The 19,165-nt window shown below is 32.9% G+C and carries 16 protein-coding genes; 13 read left to right on the plus strand and 3 right to left on the minus strand.

All coding sequences use genetic code 11. The annotated features are described in order from the left end of the window. The first annotated feature begins 140 nt into the window (after positions 1–140). The 13 genes from AC13CQ_RS13515 to AC13CQ_RS13575 all read left to right on the plus strand — a co-directional run bounded on the left by AC13CQ_RS13515 (position 141) and on the right by AC13CQ_RS13575 (position 15,840). On the plus strand, positions 141–959 hold the full coding sequence (locus AC13CQ_RS13515; RefSeq protein ID WP_008614136.1) for an outer membrane protein assembly factor BamD: 819 nt from the start codon (positions 141–143) through the stop codon (positions 957–959). A 12-nt stretch (positions 960–971) separates the two neighbouring features. Continuing rightward, positions 972–1,295 carry a DNA-directed RNA polymerase subunit omega gene (locus AC13CQ_RS13520; RefSeq protein ID WP_008614137.1) on the plus strand — a complete coding sequence of 108 codons (324 nt, stop codon included), beginning with the start codon at positions 972–974 and terminating at the stop codon, positions 1,293–1,295. Between the two features lie 3 nt (positions 1,296–1,298). Next, a complete protein-coding gene (gene coaBC, locus AC13CQ_RS13525) occupies positions 1,299–2,510 on the plus strand; it encodes a bifunctional phosphopantothenoylcysteine decarboxylase/phosphopantothenate--cysteine ligase CoaBC (protein WP_474507025.1) in 1,212 nt (403 codons plus the stop codon). Further along, positions 2,503–3,393, plus strand: coding sequence for a type IX secretion system protein PorD (porD, locus tag AC13CQ_RS13530; RefSeq protein ID WP_008614139.1), 891 nt, complete (start codon positions 2,503–2,505; stop codon positions 3,391–3,393). Before coaBC ends, porD begins: the two co-directional genes overlap by 8 nt. Positions 3,394–3,450: 57 nt before the next feature. Then, a complete protein-coding gene (gene recN / locus AC13CQ_RS13535; protein WP_335587703.1) occupies positions 3,451–5,112 on the plus strand; it encodes a DNA repair protein RecN in 1,662 nt (553 codons plus the stop codon). Positions 5,113–5,215: 103 nt separating this feature from the next. Further along, positions 5,216–6,034 (plus strand): enoyl-ACP reductase FabI, encoded by an 819-nt coding sequence (locus AC13CQ_RS13540; RefSeq protein ID WP_456867350.1) that lies wholly within the window; start codon positions 5,216–5,218, stop codon positions 6,032–6,034. Positions 6,035–6,132: 98 nt separating this feature from the next. Next, complete coding sequence (locus AC13CQ_RS13545) at positions 6,133–7,134, plus strand: glycosyltransferase family 2 protein (RefSeq protein WP_474507026.1); 1,002 nt, start codon at positions 6,133–6,135, stop codon at positions 7,132–7,134. Continuing rightward, positions 7,134–8,096 carry a CdaR family protein gene (locus AC13CQ_RS13550; RefSeq protein ID WP_474507027.1) on the plus strand — a complete coding sequence of 321 codons (963 nt, stop codon included), beginning with the start codon at positions 7,134–7,136 and terminating at the stop codon, positions 8,094–8,096. Before AC13CQ_RS13545 ends, AC13CQ_RS13550 begins: the two co-directional genes overlap by 1 nt. 3 nt (positions 8,097–8,099) lie before the next feature. Continuing rightward, a complete protein-coding gene (gene coaE / locus AC13CQ_RS13555) occupies positions 8,100–8,684 on the plus strand; it encodes a dephospho-CoA kinase (RefSeq protein ID WP_337900460.1) in 585 nt (194 codons plus the stop codon). Positions 8,685–8,762: 78 nt separating this feature from the next. Continuing rightward, a complete protein-coding gene (locus AC13CQ_RS13560; protein ID WP_008614147.1) occupies positions 8,763–10,334 on the plus strand; it encodes a sensor histidine kinase in 1,572 nt (523 codons plus the stop codon). 4 nt (positions 10,335–10,338) lie between these two features. Then, positions 10,339–11,055 carry a response regulator transcription factor gene (locus AC13CQ_RS13565; protein ID WP_008614148.1) on the plus strand — a complete coding sequence of 239 codons (717 nt, stop codon included), beginning with the start codon at positions 10,339–10,341 and terminating at the stop codon, positions 11,053–11,055. Between the two features lie 218 nt (positions 11,056–11,273). Next, the gene (locus AC13CQ_RS13570; RefSeq protein ID WP_474507028.1) at positions 11,274–14,441 is read left to right on the plus strand and encodes a SusC/RagA family TonB-linked outer membrane protein; all 3,168 of its coding nucleotides are present in this window, start codon (positions 11,274–11,276) and stop codon (positions 14,439–14,441) included. Positions 14,442–14,451: 10 nt separating this feature from the next. Further along, positions 14,452–15,840: a SusD/RagB family nutrient-binding outer membrane lipoprotein gene (locus tag AC13CQ_RS13575; protein ID WP_335588994.1), complete on the plus strand. Its 1,389-nt coding sequence runs from the start codon at positions 14,452–14,454 to the stop codon at positions 15,838–15,840. Positions 15,841–16,225: 385 nt separating this feature from the next. On the opposite strand, the gene AC13CQ_RS13580 is transcribed toward AC13CQ_RS13575, so the two are convergent. The 3 genes from AC13CQ_RS13580 to AC13CQ_RS13590 form a co-directional block, all read right to left on the minus strand. After that, positions 16,226–17,281 (minus strand): pyridoxal phosphate-dependent aminotransferase family protein, encoded by a 1,056-nt coding sequence (locus AC13CQ_RS13580; protein ID WP_474507029.1) that lies wholly within the window; start codon positions 17,279–17,281, stop codon positions 16,226–16,228. Position 17,282: 1 nt separating this feature from the next. Continuing rightward, positions 17,283–18,293: a dipeptide epimerase gene (locus AC13CQ_RS13585; protein WP_008614152.1), complete on the minus strand. Its 1,011-nt coding sequence runs from the start codon at positions 18,291–18,293 to the stop codon at positions 17,283–17,285. Between the two features lie 164 nt (positions 18,294–18,457). Continuing rightward, positions 18,458–19,159, minus strand: coding sequence for a head GIN domain-containing protein (locus AC13CQ_RS13590; protein ID WP_474507030.1), 702 nt, complete (start codon positions 19,157–19,159; stop codon positions 18,458–18,460). Positions 19,160–19,165 lie beyond the last annotated feature (6 nt).

Below are 19,165 nucleotides of genomic sequence, written 5' to 3' on the forward strand. Positions count from 1 at the left end.
ATAAAGTGTTGCAACAAGTTAAACTTTTAATAAAAATTAAACGAAGTATTGCCAATTACTTTTGAAGTGCTTTTCTTCACACTTTAAAATAGTTTTTTAAATTACATATATTTAACTAATTTTGCCGGATGATTAAAAATATGAAGTATACATATTTAGCAGTTCTTTTAGTTGTATTATTTACAAGTTGTAGTGAATATCAAAAAGTACTAAAAGATAGTGATGTTAAGAAGAAATATGATATGGCCGAAAAGCTTTATAATGAAGGAGATTATAAGCGAGCTATTAGACTTTTTGAACAAATAGTTCCTCAATATGTTGGGAAACCACAAGGAGAGCGTTTAATCTATTTTTATGCGAATTCTTATTATCAAACAGGCGACTATTATTTAGCAGCTTATCAATTTGAGAGATTTTCAAAATCATATCCACGAAGTGATAAAGCTGAAGAAGCTGCTTTTTTAGGCGCTAAGAGTCAGTATTTAACATCGCCTAGATATAGTTTAGACCAAACGGAAACGGACAAAGCTATTAGTAAGGTTCAGGTGTTTATTAACACGCATCCAGAATCGGAATATATGGATGAAGCCAATGAAATGGCAGCAGATTTAAGAGCAAAGAAAGAAAAGAAAGCTTTTGAAATAGCAAAGCAATATAATAGAATATCAGATTACCACGCCTCTATAAAGTCTTTTGAGTTATTCTTTAAAGAGTTTCCTGGATCTGTTTATAAAGAGGATGCTTTATATTACGATTATTTAGCGAAATACAACCTAGCAGTAAATAGTATTTATTCTAAAAGAGAAGAGCGTATAGGGCAAGCAAAAGAAGCATATACTAAATTGATTAGTGAATTCAGCGATACTGAATATAAGAATAAAGCCGAAAGAATGAATGCAGATTTGGATACAGAATTGCAAGAATTCAAAGAATTATTAGAGAAATACGAAATACAGTAAATAAGAAAAGTTATGAGCGAATTAAGAAATTCCGAAGCACCAGTTTCTACAGTAACTTACGATAGAAATGAGATAGATGAGCCTACAAACAATATATATGAGGCTATATCTGTTATTGCTAAGCGTGCAAATCAAATTAATGGGGATATTAAGAAGGAGTTGATTGAAAAATTGGAAGAGTTTGCTACTTACACAGATAGTCTTGAAGAGATTTTCGAAAATAAAGAGCAGATAGAAGTTTCTAAATTTTACGAAAAATTACCTAAACCTCACGCAATTGCTGTAGAAGAGTGGTTGAAAGATAAGGTTTATTACAGAAACACAGAAAAAGAGTAAGGCATGTCCATACTTAGCGGCAAAAAAGTTTTACTTGGTATTACAGGAGGTATTGCCGCTTATAAATCGGCTTTTTTAATACGTTTATTTATTAAAGCTGGAGCAAGCGTTAAAGTTGTAATGACAGAATCTGCTAAAGATTTCGTTACTCCTTTAACGCTTTCTACGTTGTCTAAAAACAAGGTTTATTCTTCTTTTACAGATGAAGAAGAGGAGAATGAACTTTGGAATAATCATGTAGATTTAGGGTTGTGGGCAGATGTTATGGTAATTGCTCCTGCAACGGCAAATACCTTGTCTAAAATGGCATCTGGAGCCTCAGATAATTTTCTGTTGGCAACCTATCTGTCTGCTAAATGTCCAGTATATTTTGCGCCAGCAATGGATCTGGATATGTATAAACACCCATCTACAATTGCTACTTTTGAAACTCTAAAATCTTTTGGAAATATAATGATTGCTGCTAGACATGGAGAATTGGCTAGCGGACTTGTAGGCGAAGGGAGAATGGCAGAACCAGAAGAAATAGTATCTTTTATATCAAAAGATATTCTTTCTAAGCTCCCTTTGAAAGGGAAGAGGGTGTTAATAACTGCCGGTCCTACTTATGAGGCTATAGATCCAGTTCGTTTTATAGGAAATCATTCAAGCGGGAGAATGGGGTATGCTTTGGCAGAAAAAGCTGCAAATTTAGGAGCAGAAGTTTTCTTGATTTCGGGACCTACACATTTAACTATTTCACATTCTTATATAAAATTGGTCAGAGTTACTTCCGCAGAAGAAATGTACAATGCTACACATCAGGTTTTTAATCAAGTTGATATAGCCATACTTTCTGCTGCTGTGGCAGATTACCGCCCAGCTACCATTGCAGATAAGAAAATAAAGAAAAAAATGGCGACAATGAAGATAGATTTGGAGCCAACACAAGATATTCTAGCTTCTTTAGGAAGAAATAAAGAAAAACAGTTTTTAGTAGGCTTTGCTTTAGAAACTAACAACGAACTAGAAAATGCAAAAAAGAAGCTTTCTGCAAAGAATTTAGATGCTATTGTTTTAAATTCGTTAAACGATAAAGGTGCAGGTTTTGGAAAAACCACAAATAAAGTTACTTTTATAGATAAGAATCTAAATAGTATTCCGTTTCCATTAAAATCAAAAACGGAAGTAGCAAATGATATCTTTAACGAAATCTTGAATCGCCTGAATGATTAAAAAGCTTTTTTTACTCGTAATTTTATGCTCACTACAAGTTGCAGTTGCACAAGAATTGAGCTGTACTGTTATTGTTAATTCCGACCAAGTAAATCAAACAAACAAGCAAATATTTAAAACCCTAGAGAAGTCGCTTAACGATTATGTAAACCAAACAAAGTGGACAAATCGTACCTTTTCAGTAAAAGAAAGAATAGAATGTAGTATGATGATTACCATTAACAAGTACGAAAACAGTGCTTTTAGTGGAACAATTCAAGTGCAATCTAATCGTCCGGTTTTTAATTCTACTTACCAATCTCCAGTATTTAATTATCAAGACAAGCGTTTTACATTTAATTATGTGGAGTTTGCACCTTTATATTTTAACCCTAATGTTTTTGAGTCTAATTTAACTTCGGTTATAACTTACTACGTATATATTATTTTAGGAATAGATGCCGATACTTTTGTAAAAGAAGGCGGTACGCCATATTTTAAGCAGGCGCAAAATATTGTAAACTTGTCGCAAGGAAGCGGGTATGCAGGTTGGCAACAAACAGATGGCAATAGAACACGTTGGGAGTTGGTAGATAACCTTTTGTCTAATACCTTTAAGGAATATCGTTTGGCATTGTATAATTACCATCGATTAGGGCTTGATAATTTAGTTGATAATGCAAGTTTAGCAAAGCAATCGATAGCAGGCTCCATGAAACTTTTTGACAAATTGAATAACGTCCGACCTAATTCTTTTGTGCTTCAGGCGTTTTTTGATGCAAAATCTGAAGAAATAGCAAATGTTTTTTCAGACGGACCAAAAGTAGATATTGTAAAGCTCAAAGAAACACTAAATGAGATTGCTCCACTTTATTCCGATACTTGGTCTCGTATAAAATACTAACATTATTTTATTCCGCTTGAAATAACAATTATCTTTGATAAATAAAATTAGATAGCATTGTTAGTAACACTTACAATTAAAAATTTCGCGTTAATAGATAACCTTCAAGTTTCTTTTAAAGATGGATTAACAGCCATAACTGGAGAAACTGGAGCGGGAAAATCCATTCTTTTAGGTGGAATCTCTTTGATATTAGGAAAACGAGCCGATTTAAGTAGTATTAAAAATAGTGATGAAAAATGTGTCATTGAGGCTAGTTTCGCTATTAATAATTACAATTTAGAAGGTTTTTTTAAGGCGAATGACCTCGATTTTGAAAAGCAAACCATCATCCGAAGAGAAATACTTCCAAGTGGGAAATCGCGTGCCTTTATTAATGATACTCCTGTAACCTTAGATGTGTTATCGAGTTTGGGGGTACAACTTATAGATATTCATTCGCAACATCAAACACTGCAACTTACCGACAATAATTTTCAGTTTCAAGTGGTAGATGCTGTGGCAGGGAATGGTGTTGTTTTAAATGATTATTCTGAAAAACTTTCTAAATATCATCATACAAAAAAGGAATTAAAAAAGTTAATCGATTTCCAACAAGAAGCAGATAAAGAGTATGATTACAATTCTTTTTTATTGCAAGAATTGCAGTCGGTAAACTTAAAAGAAGGAATGCTTGAGGAATTGGAAACTGCTTATGAAAAACTCAATAATGTAGAAGAAATTACCGAAAATGTTTCTCATGCACTTCAGGTTTTAGGAGAAGAGCAGATAGGGACTTTAAGTGGTTTAAATGAGCTTAAAAATATTTTTAATAAGCTTTCTCATTTTGGAGAATCCTACAAAGAACTATCAACTAGAGTACAATCTGTTTTAATTGAGTTGGACGATATTTACGTGGAAATACAGCGGATAGAGGAGAACTTAGAAGCCGATCCACAGCAGTTGGAAGAAGTAAATACTAAGTTGCAGCTCTTGTACAGTCTTCAGAAAAAGCATAATGTTTTAGAAATAAATGAGCTCTTGCAGGTGCAAGAAGAGCTAGCCGAAAAAGTTTCTAAAACTGAAAATTTGGAAGCTGAAATAAAAGAGCGTCAGTTAAAATTATTAAAGCAAGAAGAAGAACTAGATGCTCTTGCTACAAAAATTCATCAGCAAAGAGAAAAATCAATTCCTGCTTTAAAAACTCATTTAGAGAATGTGCTTTCGGAAGTAGGAATGCCAAATGCACAGTTTAAGCTAGATTTAGTTGCCACCAACAAGTATTTTGTGAACGGAAAAGACGAACTTCACTTTTTGTTTTCAGCAAATAAAGGAGGCAGTTTTAACGAATTGAAAAAAGTAGCTTCTGGAGGAGAGTTGTCTAGAATTATGTTGGCCATAAAATCTCTTTTAGCGCAGTATATGCAATTACCAACCATCATGTTTGACGAGATAGACACAGGAGTTTCTGGAGAAGTATCTACAAAAATGGGTGGAATTATGCATGAAATGAGTAAAACGATGCAGGTTTTTACAATAACCCATTTACCACAAGTAGCTGCCAAAGGAGATGTACAGTTTAAAGTATTTAAAGAAGATAAAGGAGGAGTTACAGCTTCTCAGATTAAACAACTCACTGAGGACGAACGTGTTCAAGAAATAGCGGAAATGTTAGGAGGGAAGGATGTTTCTAGTTCTGCAATGGCTCATGCTAAAGAATTATTGTTAAAGAAAGTGTAATTGTAACTTAATAGAAGTATCAAAGTAAAAAAATAGACTTTTTTACAAATAATTTGAATATTTTTGAGGCTTCAAACGAAAATAAGCAATTAACCAAAAGGATATGTCATATAATTTATTAAAAGGAAAGAAAGGGATAATCTTCGGAGCGTTAGACGAGAATTCAATAGCATGGAAAACGGCTATTAAAGCGCACGAAGAAGGAGCTACATTTGTTTTAACTAATGCGCCAATTGCCATGAGAATGGGACAAATTAAAGAATTGGCAGAAAAAACAGGTTCTGAAATTATTCCTGCGGATGCAACTAATGTAGAAGACTTAGAAAACCTTGTTGAAAAAGCAATGGAAATTCTAGGAGGAAAAATCGACTTTGTATTGCATTCAATTGGGATGTCTATAAACGTTAGAAAAGGAAGACATTATACAGATCAGAAATACGATTTCACCGACAAAGGGTGGGATGTTTCTGCATTATCTTTCCATAAAGTATGTCAGACATTGTATCAAAAAGATGCAATGAACGAATGGGGAAGTATTGTAGCATTAACTTACATGGCTGCACAACGTGTATTCCCAGACTACAATGATATGGCAGATAATAAGGCATACTTAGAGTCTATTGCTAGAAGTTTTGGATATTTCTATGGAAAACATAAAAATGTACGTGTAAATACTATTTCTCAATCTCCAACCCCAACAACAGCGGGACAAGGAGTAAAAGGTTTTGACGGATTTATTGCTTATGCAGATAAAATGTCTCCTTTAGGAAATGCTACTGCTCAAGAATGTGCAGATTACACTATTAGTTTGTTTTCTGATCTTACTAAAAAGGTAACAATGCAAAACTTATTTCACGACGGGGGTTTCTCTAATACAGGAGTTAGTAATGAAGTGATGGAGAAGTTTATGACTGAAGAATAATTAGTTAATAAAATATATTAAGCTGTTTGAAAAGTGAAAATGGAATTTTATAAATCGCTTTTTAAACAGCTTTCTTGTTTCTAAAAAGAGTGAAGTAGATGGCGCTTAATTTTTCGTTTATAATTCCTGTTTTTAACAGGCCAGAAGAAGTTAAAGAGTTACTTGTAAGTATGAATTTGCTTACAGGGGAGATCCCTTTTGAAATTGTAATTGTAGAAGACGGTTCTACAATTTCTTCCGAAGAAATTGTAAATGATTTTAAAGACACGCTAAACATCTCTTATTATTTCAAAGAGAATTCTGGGCCTGGAGATTCTCGTAATTTTGGAATGCAAAAAGCAAAAGGAAACTATTTTATTATTTTAGATTCCGATTGTATTTTACCTCCACAGTACTTAGAGGAAGCTCAAAATGCACTAGCTCAAAACTATGTAGATTGTTATGGAGGTCCAGATGCAGCTCACAAATCGTTTTCCGATCTTCAAAAGGCTATAAATTATAGTATGACTTCCATTCTTACCACAGGAGGAATACGTGGCGGAAAAAAAGCGGTAAATAAATTTCAGCCTAGAAGTTTTAATATGGGACTTTCCAAAAAGGCTTTTGAAGTAACAGGCGGATTTGGAAAAATTCACCCAGGAGAAGATCCAGATTTAACAATAAGATTATGGAAAGCAGGGTTTGAAACTGTTTTAATCCCACAAGCATTTGTATATCATAAGCGGAGGATATCTTGGGAGAAGTTTTACCTACAGGTTCAAAAATTTGGTCTTACTAGGCCTATTTTAAATAAATGGCATCCAGAGACTAAAAAAATAACCTATTGGTTTCCTACATTTTTTGTATTCGGACTAGCATTCTCTTTATTGATGTGGTTTGCAGGTGTTTCTATATTTTTAAAAGTCTATGGATTGTATTTTCTAGCTATTTTTATTGATGCACTTTTAAAAAATAAAAGTCTTAAAATTGCGTTTTTAGCTGTTTATGCAGTAATTATACAGTTTTTTGGATATGGATTAGCTTTTGTGAAATCTACAATTTTGATTACCTTTTCCAATAAAAAACCAGAACAGATTTTTCCAAAACTTTTTTTTAGTTAATGGCAGGAAAATTTTTAGAATATATTAAAAGTGTGCTAAAGAAGCCAAAGGCATCAATTTTTTTGATGTTTCTTGTGATTTCTTTTTTTATTTGGTTTCTAATATCCCTTTCAGATACCTACACTTCGCATGTAAGCTTTAAGTTGAATTATAGTGGGATTCCTGAGGATAAACTAATTCTTGGAAAACCTAAAACTTCTTTAACTACCAATATTGAAACCTCAGGATTTAAGATTTTAAATTATCGAATTTTCAGAAGGGATATTTTTTTAAATCTAACAGATTTTAAAAAGGAAGGAAATAAATATTATTTGTTACCAGATGCTATTGAAGAGGTAATTAATATTCAGCATAAATCGGTGAATATAAGAAGAATAGCTGTGGATTCTTTAATTTTAAAACTGGGAGTTAACGAAAAAAAATATGTCAAGGTAATTCCTAAGATTCATATATCTTATGCAGAAGATTATCAGATAAGAGATTCTTTAAAAATAACTCCCGATAGTATTTGGGTTAGAGGTCCAGAAGATGTTGTAAAAACAATTACAGCTATAGAAACAGAAGACATGGAGTATAAGAATGTACGTAGTGATTTTAATTATACTGTACCTTTAAATATTCCTGATTCTGTTGAAAACATAGAATTTCAAACTAAAAAAGTTTCTGTAGAAGGAGTAGTAGAGCGTTATTCAGAAAAAATAATTTTAGTTCCAGTACAAGTAGAAAATTTACCAGAAAACATTAGTTTAAGAATATATCCTGAAAAAATTAAATTGCTTTGTAAAGCTCCGATTTCAGAATTGAAACGAATTAATGAAAACGCTTTCAAAGTTGTGTGTAATTACAACGAGATTTCGGAGGAAACCACCTACTTAATTCCGCAGTTAATTGAGCAGCCAAAGTTTCTTTCTTCAGTAAAAATATTGGACAGAAAAGTTGAGTTCCTCATAAAAAAGCAGTAAATTATGATAGTAGGTTTGACAGGAGGTATTGGAAGCGGTAAATCTACAGTAGCTAAATTCTTTAAAGAATTAGGAGTGCCAGTTTATATTGCAGATTTAGAGGCCAAAAAGCTAATGGAAACTAATGATGATATTAGAAGAGATATCATTAGTATTTTTGGAGCTTATGCTTACGAAAATAATCTTCCTAATCGTAAGTATCTGGCTGAAATTGTTTTTGAAAACCCCGAAAAGTTAGAACAATTAAATGCAATAATTCACCCAGCGGTTGGAAAACATTTTGAAGAATGGTACCAGCAGCAAAAAGCTCCTTATGTTATTAAAGAGGTAGCTATTCTTTTTGAAAATGGAGGAGATAAACAATGTGATTTAGTAATTACAGTTACAGCTCCAAAAGAAATTAGAATAGAAAGGGTGTTAAAAAGAGATCAAACTACACGTAAAGCCATTGAAGCTAGGATGCAGAATCAATGGAGTGATAAAGAAAAAATTAAGAAATCTGACTTTGTTATAGAAAACATAGTTATAGATAATACCCACCAAATAGTTGAGGAGTTACACAGAATGATACTTAAAAAAAGCATTTGAAGCAAAAATTTTAACATTTTTGTTAACGTTAGGTTAAATGCTTAACATACCTTATTACAATGTCTTAATTTTGACAAAATGAGTAGACGCTTATTTGTACTTTTGGTAATATTGATGAGTTTATCCCTGATGGGGATTATATTCGTTCAAGGTTACTGGATTAAAACCGCAGTAGACGATAAGGAAGAACAATTTTCTAATACAATTTCTCTGGCATTGCATTCTGTTTCAGACAAAATTCAGAAAAGAGAAATGAGAGATTATTTTGACGAGTATGCTAACTTAAAAGATAGTGTAGGAGAGTTAAAAGAATCTAATGTAAAAGAGTTTTTCTTTGTTGAAAGGGATAAGAGTAGTAATGAAACATTGATTTACTCTCACGGAATTTTAGAAGAAGATTACGGAATCTCTTCCACGTTCTTTGATAATAATAGTACTGATTCTTCAACAATTAAAAATTATACGAGTAAGAGAACTACGCAAATTTTTAAAGAAGAATATGGTATTGATGGTAAGGTTTATTCTCCTGTAGAACGGATTGAAAAAATAGGTGGGTTTTCAGCTATGGATAAAGCACTTTTTGAAGATGTATTTATGGTGTCTGCAAAACGTGTTCCAATTCATAAACGGGTTACCAACCAAGAAATAGAATTATTACTTCAACAAGCTCTAAAAGACAGAGGGATAAAATTGAACTTTGAATATGGAGTTTATAGTAAAGGATTGGCAACAAAAGTCCGTTCGAGTAATAAAATTCAACTTGCAGAGTCTAGATATAAAACTCCATTATTTATAGATAGCGATGGAAAAAGTAATTATGATTTGGTAGTTAGTTTTCCTGAAAAGAAAAAATTCTTGATATCTTCCATAATGGAAATGGCCATATTATCAATAATATTTACATTGATAATTTTAATAGCCTATTCAAGTGCATTGTATCAATTGATAAAACAAAAACAAATCTCTGAGATTAAAACAGATTTTATCAATAATATGACGCATGAGTTTAAAACGCCTATTGCTACAATTAATTTGGCATTAGATTCATTAAAAAATCCAAAAGCATTTGACGATACTGATAAAGTAAAAAGGTATTTACAAATGATAAGGGATGAAAATAAGCGAATGCATGCTCAGGTTGAAAATGTACTAAGAATATCTAAATTAGAGAAAAATCAGCTTGATATTAGTAAAGATAAGGTTGATGTTCATGAAATTATAGATGAAGCAATAGCACATGTAGAATTGATGGTAGAAAACCGTGGAGGGTATGTAAAAACACATTTAGATGCCACCAGAAATGAAATTTTAGGAAACGATTTTCACCTTACCAATATATTAGTTAACATTTTGGATAATGCTAATAAGTATTCTCCAAATGCTCCAGAAATAAATGTTTATACTGAAGTTGTAAAAAACAGTATTGTTATTAAAATAACAGACAATGGAGCAGGAATGAGTAAAGCAGTATTAAAAAGAATATTTGAAAAATTTTATAGAGAATCTACTGGAAATATACACAATATAAAAGGCCATGGTTTAGGATTGGCATATGTAAAAAGTATAGTAGAGGACCATCAAGGCGAAGTATACGCCGAAAGTGAAAAAGATAAAGGAAGTACCTTTTTTGTGAAGTTACCTTTAATATAAAAACATGGAAACAGTAAATAAAAAGATTTTATTAGTAGAAGATGATCCTAATTTTGGTATCGTACTGAAAGATTATTTATCAATGAATGATTTTGATGTAACCTTAGCTAAGAATGGGATGGAAGGGTATGAGAAATTCAGAAAAGATCATTACGATTTATGTATTTTAGATGTAATGATGCCCTATAAAGATGGATTTACTTTGGCTAAAGAAATAAGAGAAAAGGATGAAAACATTCCGATTATCTTTTTAACTGCCAAAACAATGAAAGAAGATGTATTGAAAGGTTATAAGGTTGGTGCAGATGACTACTTAAACAAGCCTTTTGATTCTGAAGTTTTATTGTTTAAAATTAAAGCCATCATTCAAAGAAAATCAACAGAATCTTTGGCAGATAGTAAGCAATTTGAATTTGAAATAGGAAACTTTCATTTAAATTCAAAGCTTAGATTTCTTACTTATAAGGAAGAGGAGCCAATTAAACTCTCTCCAAAAGAGAACGAATTATTACGTTTGTTAGCGCTTCATGAAAATGATTTGATGCCAAGAGAATTAGCATTGACTAAAATATGGAGAGACGATAATTATTTTACATCGCGTAGTATGGATGTTTACATAGCAAAGCTTCGTAAATATTTAAAGAAAGATGACGAAGTAGAAATTCTAAATATACACGGAGAAGGCTTTAGATTAGTAGTTAAAAGCGAAGCTAATAATTAGGCTGGCTCCAAAATAATATAATTTATATCGATTTTAAAAAGGGATAACTGCAATACAGTTATCCCTTTTTTGTTGCAGGATTTATATTATTTTTTGAAATTGGCTCAATATCTAATTTTTAATAATACGTTGTGTTAAGTTTAACAAAAGTGTTTTCTTGTGTTAAATTTATATGTATTTTTAATGATAAACAACCTAATTTAACTTAATATTCAATCATGAAAAGACTATTATTAACCATGTCTTTGTTATTGTGTTGTACTATGGTATTCTCTCAGACCATTACAGGTACAGTAACAGATTCGCAAGGAACTCCTTTGCCCGGAGTTTCCATTGTTGTTGATCAAACAGCAAAAGGAACATCAACAGATTTTGATGGTAATTACACAATTAATGCAACATCTAGTCAAGTATTAGTATTTACTTATGTAGGTATGAAAACGCTAAAAAAAAGCGTAGGCTCTGACAGTGTAATAGATGTTGTTTTAACTGAAGACGCTCAGAGTTTAGATGAAGTTGTGGTAACAGCTTTAGGTATTTCAAGAGATAAAAAATCTTTAGGATATGCTACTCAAGAAGTAGATGGAGAAGATTTTAATTTAACTAATGAACAAAATGTTCTTGGATCACTATCAGGTCGTGTTGCAGGGGTTCAAGTAACAGGTGCTTCTGGAGCTAGTATGGGGGGAACTCAAAAAATTAAAATCAGAGGAGTAAATTCTATTAGTGGAGGAGATCAACCACTTATAGTAATTGATGGAACCCCAATATCTAATGCTAATTTTTCAGGGAGTGATCAAGCTGATTACGGAAATTTAGCGCAAGATATTAATCCTAATGACATAGCAGAAGTAAATGTTCTTAAAGGACCTGCAGCATCTGCATTATATGGAATACGTGGACAATTTGGTGTAATAATGATAACTACTAAAAAGGGTAAAAAAGGACCTCGAAAAGTAGATGTGCAGTTATCATCGTCATTTTCTATGGAATCTGCGTATAATTTTATTCCGTTACAAAACATGTATGGAGGTGGATCTAGTCAGACATTTCGAACACTTCCAAACGGCGATCCATACGTAGATATGAGTGTTGATGAAAGTTGGGGACCAAAAATGGATGGAACTCCAGTGCGTCAGGTATTTAGTTTTTATCCTCAAGACCCTCAATATGGACAGCTAACACCTTTTGTTGCGCATCCAAATAATGTTGAAGATTATTATAAAACAGGAACAACATTTAATAATAGTATTACAATAACAGGGGGAAATGAAAATACTTCTATTCGTTTAAGCGCTAATGATACTAGAGTGGAAGGGGTGGTTCCTAATACTTCTTTAAACAGAAATAATGTTGGCTTGAGCGCAAGTTTAAACCTTACCGATAACTTGGTGGTTTCTAGTAATATTAATTATGCAGGAAATGAAGGGCAGCGTCCATCTCAAGGATCTGAATATGGAGGTGCATACATGGTTCAATGGTTTCAAAGAAATTTAGATATGAACCGTTTAAGAGATTATAAATATAACGACGGAACCTTTCTTCATTGGAACTTAGGAAGACCAGATTCAAGTACTGGTGAAATATCAGATTTTGAACCGTTGTATTGGAACAATCCATATTTTGAAGCTTATGAAAATTTAAGTAATGATAGTCGAGATAGATTTTTTGGAGATATAGGGATGTCTTATAAAATTATTCCTGAGCTAGAAGTTAGCGGATTCATACGTACGGATATGTATACACAAAATATAGAAGAGCGTCAAGCTTTTGGAGGGACACGTTTACCTTCTTATTCGGTTGGGAAGTATCAAAACAAAGAATTTAACTACGAACTTTTAGCACAATATAAAAATACATGGGATAAATTTTCTTTAGATGCTACTGTAGGAGGAAATATTTATGATAGAGACTATAGTTATTTAAGTCAAAGTACAGTAGGAGGTTTATCTTCTCCTGGGTTTTATAATATTGCTGCTTCAATAGATCGTCCCGATACTAAATCTTACAAACTAAGAAAGAAGATTAGAAGTTTTTATAGTTTAGTTTCTTTAGGTTATGACGGAACATATTTTATAGATGCTTCTATAAGAAATGACAACTCTTCTGCATTGCCAAAGGATAACAACTCTTATTGGTATCCTTCTGTTTCTGGAAGTGTTGTGTTTAGTGAGCTTATAGATTGGACTCCTCTGTCATTTGGTAAAATTAGAGCTAGTTATGCACAAGCTGGTTCAGATTTAAGCCCGTATCAAACAAGTTTAAATTATGGAGTAGGAACTGTTTATAACGGAACTAATACTTTATATGTTCCAGATGAACTTAATAATCCAAATATAGAACCTTCTTTTTCTAATTCATTTGAAGCTGGTTTAGAGTTAAACTTTTTCAGTAATCGTTTAGGGTTTGATTTTACATATTATCAGCAAAAAAATAAAAACCAAATACTTAATCTAGATGTATCAGGAACAAGTGGTTATAGCTCAAGTATAATTAATGCAGGTTTAATTGAGAATGACGGATTTGAATTGTCTATTAATGCAACACCAATTCGCTCAGAGGATTTTTCATGGGACTTTACTTTTAATATTAATAAGAACAATAGTGAAGTTGTTGAGTTGGCTCCTGGAATAGATGTTTATACTTATGATTCTACAACTTATTCAAGTGTGTCTAGCTATTTGAATTCATATGAAGGTGAACCTTTCGGAAGTTTAGTAGGGCAAGCCTATGAAAGAGACGAGGCTACAGGAGAAATTCTTTTAGATGATAATAACATGCCATTGTATACAGACGCTACTCACAATTTTGGAACTGTTCTACCAGATTTCAATGGAGGTTTTCAGAATACCTTTAGAATAGGTCAATTTACAGTAACAGGAATGATTGATTTCCAAGGTGGAGGTCAGTTTTTTAGTAGATCAAAAATGTTAGCAGTACGTACAGGTCAAGATGCACTTACCGTAGCCACCAATGATAATGGGATGAATGTTAGAGATCCTTTAGATCAAGGCGGAGGAGTTAAAGTAACAGGAATTTCCGCCAGCACTGGAGAGGATGTTACAGCGTATGTAGATGCTAGATCGTATTATAGAAATACATTAGGTAGAAGAATTTATGAAGAATGGTTGTACGACGCTTCTTATGTGAAATTGAGAGAGCTTAGAGTTCAATATAATTTAGGGAAGAATATTATGGATAAACTTCCTTTTGAAACAATGAGTTTTGCTTTGATAGCTAGAAATCCTATCATGATTTGGCAAGAAGCTCCTAAAGGAATTAATCCTTCAGAAATATCAACAGGAGCACAGTCTATCAGTTGGTACGAATCAGGACAATTACCTTCTGTTAGATCTTATGGTATAAATTTAAATGTTACATTTTAATTAAAGGAAGATGAAAAACATATATATAAATACATTACTTATAGCTTTATTTATAACGAGTTGTAGTAATTTTGATGAGGATATTAATACAAATCCGAATGTTCCTAGTCAGGCTTCTGGTATGCAATTAATAGCACAAGCAGAGTTGTCGTTACCAGGTTTGAGTTCTTCCCCTCAAGGAGAGTTTATGTCACAATATTTAGCAGAAACTCAATATGTAGGGACATCTCTTTATCCACAGCAAAGTACAAGTTTCTATGGATGGTATCAAGGACCATTAGCCGATTTACAGGCCGTAATTACATCTGATAACTTAACAGGTACTGAAGGTCCTATAGAAAATCAAATAGCAGTAGCTAAAATATTAAAGGCTTATTATTTTTGGAATTTAACAGACAGATGGGGAGATATTCCATACAGTGAAGCTTTGAAAGGACAAGAAGATTTTACTCCTATTTATGATTCTCAAGAATCTATATACAAAGATTTATTTGCTGAATTGAAAGAAGCTTCAAATATGATTGTTACTGGTAATTTAAGTAATGATATTATTTATGATGGAGATATTAGTAAATGGAAGAAGTTTTCTAATACTGTTAGAATGTTAATGGCGCTTCGTTTATCCGAAGTAGATCCTGCAACTGCACAAGCAGAGTTTGTAAGCGCTATTGATGATGGGGTTTTTACCTCTAATGATGATAATTTGTTTTTTCAGCATTTAGCTGATGCAAATAATCAGAATTACTGGTATGGGCAAATAGTAAATCAAAATAGAGAATGGTGGGCTCTTACTGAAGGATTAGTAGATCAAATGAAGCCTGTAAACGACCCACGATTACCAATTTATGGAAATCCAGCTAGAGATAGTGGGGAGTATGTAGGAATGCTTTATGGGGATGAAGTAAATTTAGGGACTCAAGAATATTCTTTACTGGGAGATGCAATTTATGCGCAAGATGCACCCGTATATTTAGTAACATATGCTCAGGTTCTTTTTGCAATGGCAGAAGCTTCTCAACGTGGTTGGATTGCAGGTGATACAGCATCTTTTTATGAAAGTGCTATTGAAAGTTCAATTTTACAGTGGACAGGTAATACAGATACAGTAGCAGATTTTATGATGGAGCCTGGGATTGCCTTTAATGATGCTATAGGCATTGAGCAGATAGCAACTCAACGTTGGGTACATTTATTTATGTTTGGATATGAGGCATGGGCAGAGTGGAGAAGAACAGGTTTTCCAAATATGATGGTTTCTCCTAATGGAGCAGCTGTACCAGCTCGTTTAAGTTATCCAGATAATGAAGCTTTTAATAATGAAGTTAATTATAACGAAGCTTTAGATAGACAGTTTGGAGGTGAAGATTCTATTTACGGCCAATTATGGTGGGATAAATAGCGTTTTAATTCAATAAAATTATACAGAACCACTCTTTTTAGGGTGGTTCTTTTATTTATATGAATTATTGTTGTCCGAGAAAAAATACAAGACCGCTTCGCTATAAGAAAAAAGAGCAAAGACTAAATATTAACTATCATAAAATGATTAGTTTAAAGAAATAACATTACTAAAATCTTCTTTTTATTCATTTTTATTAATAGCAAGGGGTCTATTTTTAAAACTCCAATCAGCTACCTCGGGGCAAGCCCGCAAGGTATTCAAAGGAAACAAATTTAACTCATTTCGATGCAGAGTACTTCGGCAAACTCAGTACAGGCTCTGGGGAATTAGACCCTCTATAAGGGATTTAAACCTTGATATAAGTGGAGTCCAATAAATTCCGTTAACTTTTATCGGACAACAATATATATGAATCAATAATTTTAACTAAAACATCTAAATCTTTCTTGGTATGATGTGCACTCACTACAATTCTACTCATTAGTGGGGAATTCTTTTCTGGATAGTTAAAACTGGTTACTAAAATGTTGTTTTTAAATAGATATTCGGTAAGCTTTTCATCCATAAAAGTGAAAGTAGGGTGATTTCCTGCTTTGGTGAAGAGCGAATAATTTGATAGTTTCTTACTTAGGTAATTATTATTTTCAAAGAGTTTTTTTCTCTGAATGGTATAAATAGCTTCAGCTTCTAAAAGAGTAGCAAGAGATGCAGGACTGGCAGGAGAAGCACCACCAAAAAAGGACGTATTTGTAAGAGCTTTAATTCTTTTGGAGGAACCAAATATAACTCCAGCTTGAATAGCAAACCCTTTTCCTAGTGAACCACATACAATAAGTTCTTTTGCATTTAATTGCTTAAGTATTTTAAAAACACCTTCTCCTTGCGCACCTAAAACACCTAATCCATGAGAATCGTCAACTATTAAAATGGTTGTGGATAAATCCATTTTTTTTAACGAATTAAAGTCTGGATAATTATTTCCAATAAAATCAATGGAATCTAAAAGCACTACTGGAATTGTGTTTTTAGGATTTTTATTTAAATCTTCTTGTAGCTGCCCATAGCTTTCATAGAACTGTTGTTCAGCTTGAAATAAAGATGCGTGGGTAAGAGGGGTATGGTAGCATGTATATTTTTCCGAAGTAAAAAAACGACTTACTAACTGAGAAGCCATATATCCAGAGGAAAGCGTTACACAACTTTCACTGCCAACCAGCTTTGAAAGATACTGCTCCACTTTTTCATAAATGGAAAAGCGTATATTGGACTTTCTAGACGCCCCGTAATTAGTTCCATATTTTTTTATATTATCAATAAAAAGCTCTTGAAACTCAAGCTGGGTTTGTAAGCCTAGGTATGCTGTTCCGCCAAAGTAAAGAAATTCTCCTTTGTCGGTTTTAATTATTCTTCCAGGAAATTCTTCAACAAAATGTGTCATTTTAAAGAAGTGTTACTCCGGAGCCGCCAAGAGTTGGGAAAACAAGTTTTCCATCCTCTAAAATCTCAATACCCTTGGCAATATCATGTTTTAGCAGCATGGCTCCATCCATGTCTACATAGTCCAATTGGGGGGTAAGTTGAGCAATAGCAGAAATTCCAACCGAAGATTCTGTCATACAGCCAACCATTACTTTTAAGTTGAGTTCTCTTGCTCTTTTTATCATTCGCAATGCTGGGGTTAGTCCCCCACACTTGGTTAATTTAATATTGATTCCAGTAAAATGGCCAGCACATTTATCAACATCTTCTTCTACAATACAGCTTTCATCAGCTATAATCGGCAATACACAAGTATCTACTATTTCTTTGTATCCAGCTAGATTATCTGCTGGGAGTGGTTGCTCTAAAAATTCAACTCCAAGTTCTTTGAGTTGTGGAGCAAACTCCAAGGTTTGTTCTGGAGTCCAAGCATTATTAGCATCTATTCTAAAGATAGCGTCTGTATTTTTTCGGAGCTGTTTAACAATCTCAATATCGTTATCTGTTCCTAATTTTACTTTATAAAGAGGCCATGGTTTTTCTATCATTTTTGCCACCATTTTGTCTACGGTGTCAATACCAATAGTATAATTAGTAATAGGGTAATTCTCTGGGGTAGTGCCCCAAATTTTATAAAGTGGCTTTCCAAGAAGTTTTCCATATAGGTCATGACACGCTAAATCAAGCGCACAGATAGCAAAATTGCTAAGCCCTTTTTCTTTTAAAAATGCATGGAAATCTTCTGGTTTTTCAAGATTGTAATTATTTATTTCAGTTTCAATAGCCTTAATTTCCTTCATCATGGAATCTACCGTAATTTTATAATATGGATTGGCTGTTGCTTCTCCATAACCAGTTTTTCCGTTGAGAGATAAACCAACTACTAAACTGTCTTGAAAATCGTGAGACTCCCTAGAAATACTAAAGGTATGCTCTAGTTCTAAAACATATTTTTTTAAAGAAATTTCCATCTGAAATAATTTTTTACGAAGATATAAAATGCTTTACGAATCCTTCTTTTTGCAATCTAAAATTGAAGTTAAAAATAAAGTCAGCTGTAAAAAATTACAACTGACTTCTAGTTATTAGGTTGGCTTTAAATGATTTAATTCTTTAGTTGAGTTTAAAATTATTTTTAATCAATTTTTACTTTTTCCACTCTTTTAGGATTCCCTTTGTAACCAACATCACCACCAGAACTTTTGTGGATAGCAATTTCTTCAGAAGCATTTACATCTATATCGGCACCGCTACTTGCATGCGCTTCAACCGTATGTGCTTTTAATCTTTCAGCTTTAATATCACTACCACTACTGGCACGCGCTATTAAAATATTGGTTACTCCGTATAGTTCAATATCGGCACCACTACTAGCGTTTGTGGTAACTTCATCGGCTTGTAGTTCAACAATAAGATCGCTCCCACTGCTAGCTTCCAAGGTAATATTATTGGCATTTAGGGTTCCCATACTATTTAAGTTAGCGCCACTGGTAGTTTCTAAATTACTAATATTTGGGAGGGTAACATATACTTTTTTAGCGGAAACTCTTCCTATTTGCTCTCTGCATTCAATAAGTAATTTACCATTGTTAACTTTGGTTTCAATAAGGTCGATTACATTTTCATCTGCTTCTACTTTTATGGAAGTTTTTGCTCCTTGGGCTACAAAAACATCAATTCCTTCTGTAGCTTTAATTGTTTCAAAAGTTTGGTTAACCTCTCGGTCCTGACTTGTCACATTCCCATTTCCAGTAACTCCGTTTTGGAAATTGAAGTTACAGGAAGTAAAAAAAATGGAGATTACTAGGGCAACAATTACTTTGATTAATGTGTTCATAATGTT

This window comes from Galbibacter sp. L-19 (genome assembly GCF_056857615.1).

What these genes read in the sequence shown, in the direction of transcription:
- AC13CQ_RS13515 (WP_008614136.1), top strand. Translation starts at nt 141, where the DNA reads ATGAAGTATACATATTTAGCAGTTCTTTTAGTTGTATTATTTACAAGT.
- AC13CQ_RS13520 (WP_008614137.1), top strand. Translation starts at nt 972, where the DNA reads ATGAGCGAATTAAGAAATTCCGAAGCACCAGTTTCTACAGTAACTTAC.
- coaBC (WP_474507025.1), top strand. Translation starts at nt 1,299, where the DNA reads ATGTCCATACTTAGCGGCAAAAAAGTTTTACTTGGTATTACAGGAGGT.
- porD (WP_008614139.1), top strand. Translation starts at nt 2,503, where the DNA reads ATGATTAAAAAGCTTTTTTTACTCGTAATTTTATGCTCACTACAAGTT.
- AC13CQ_RS13540 (WP_456867350.1), top strand. Translation starts at nt 5,216, where the DNA reads ATGTCATATAATTTATTAAAAGGAAAGAAAGGGATAATCTTCGGAGCG.
- AC13CQ_RS13545 (WP_474507026.1), top strand. Translation starts at nt 6,133, where the DNA reads ATGGCGCTTAATTTTTCGTTTATAATTCCTGTTTTTAACAGGCCAGAA.
- AC13CQ_RS13550 (WP_474507027.1), top strand. Translation starts at nt 7,134, where the DNA reads ATGGCAGGAAAATTTTTAGAATATATTAAAAGTGTGCTAAAGAAGCCA.
- coaE (WP_337900460.1), top strand. Translation starts at nt 8,100, where the DNA reads ATGATAGTAGGTTTGACAGGAGGTATTGGAAGCGGTAAATCTACAGTA.
- AC13CQ_RS13560 (WP_008614147.1), top strand. Translation starts at nt 8,763, where the DNA reads ATGAGTAGACGCTTATTTGTACTTTTGGTAATATTGATGAGTTTATCC.
- AC13CQ_RS13565 (WP_008614148.1), top strand. Translation starts at nt 10,339, where the DNA reads ATGGAAACAGTAAATAAAAAGATTTTATTAGTAGAAGATGATCCTAAT.
- AC13CQ_RS13570 (WP_474507028.1), top strand. Translation starts at nt 11,274, where the DNA reads ATGAAAAGACTATTATTAACCATGTCTTTGTTATTGTGTTGTACTATG.
- AC13CQ_RS13575 (WP_335588994.1), top strand. Translation starts at nt 14,452, where the DNA reads ATGAAAAACATATATATAAATACATTACTTATAGCTTTATTTATAACG.
- AC13CQ_RS13580 (WP_474507029.1), bottom strand. Translation starts at nt 17,281, where the DNA reads ATGACACATTTTGTTGAAGAATTTCCTGGAAGAATAATTAAAACCGAC.
- AC13CQ_RS13585 (WP_008614152.1), bottom strand. Translation starts at nt 18,293, where the DNA reads ATGGAAATTTCTTTAAAAAAATATGTTTTAGAACTAGAGCATACCTTT.
- AC13CQ_RS13590 (WP_474507030.1), bottom strand. Translation starts at nt 19,159, where the DNA reads ATGAACACATTAATCAAAGTAATTGTTGCCCTAGTAATCTCCATTTTT.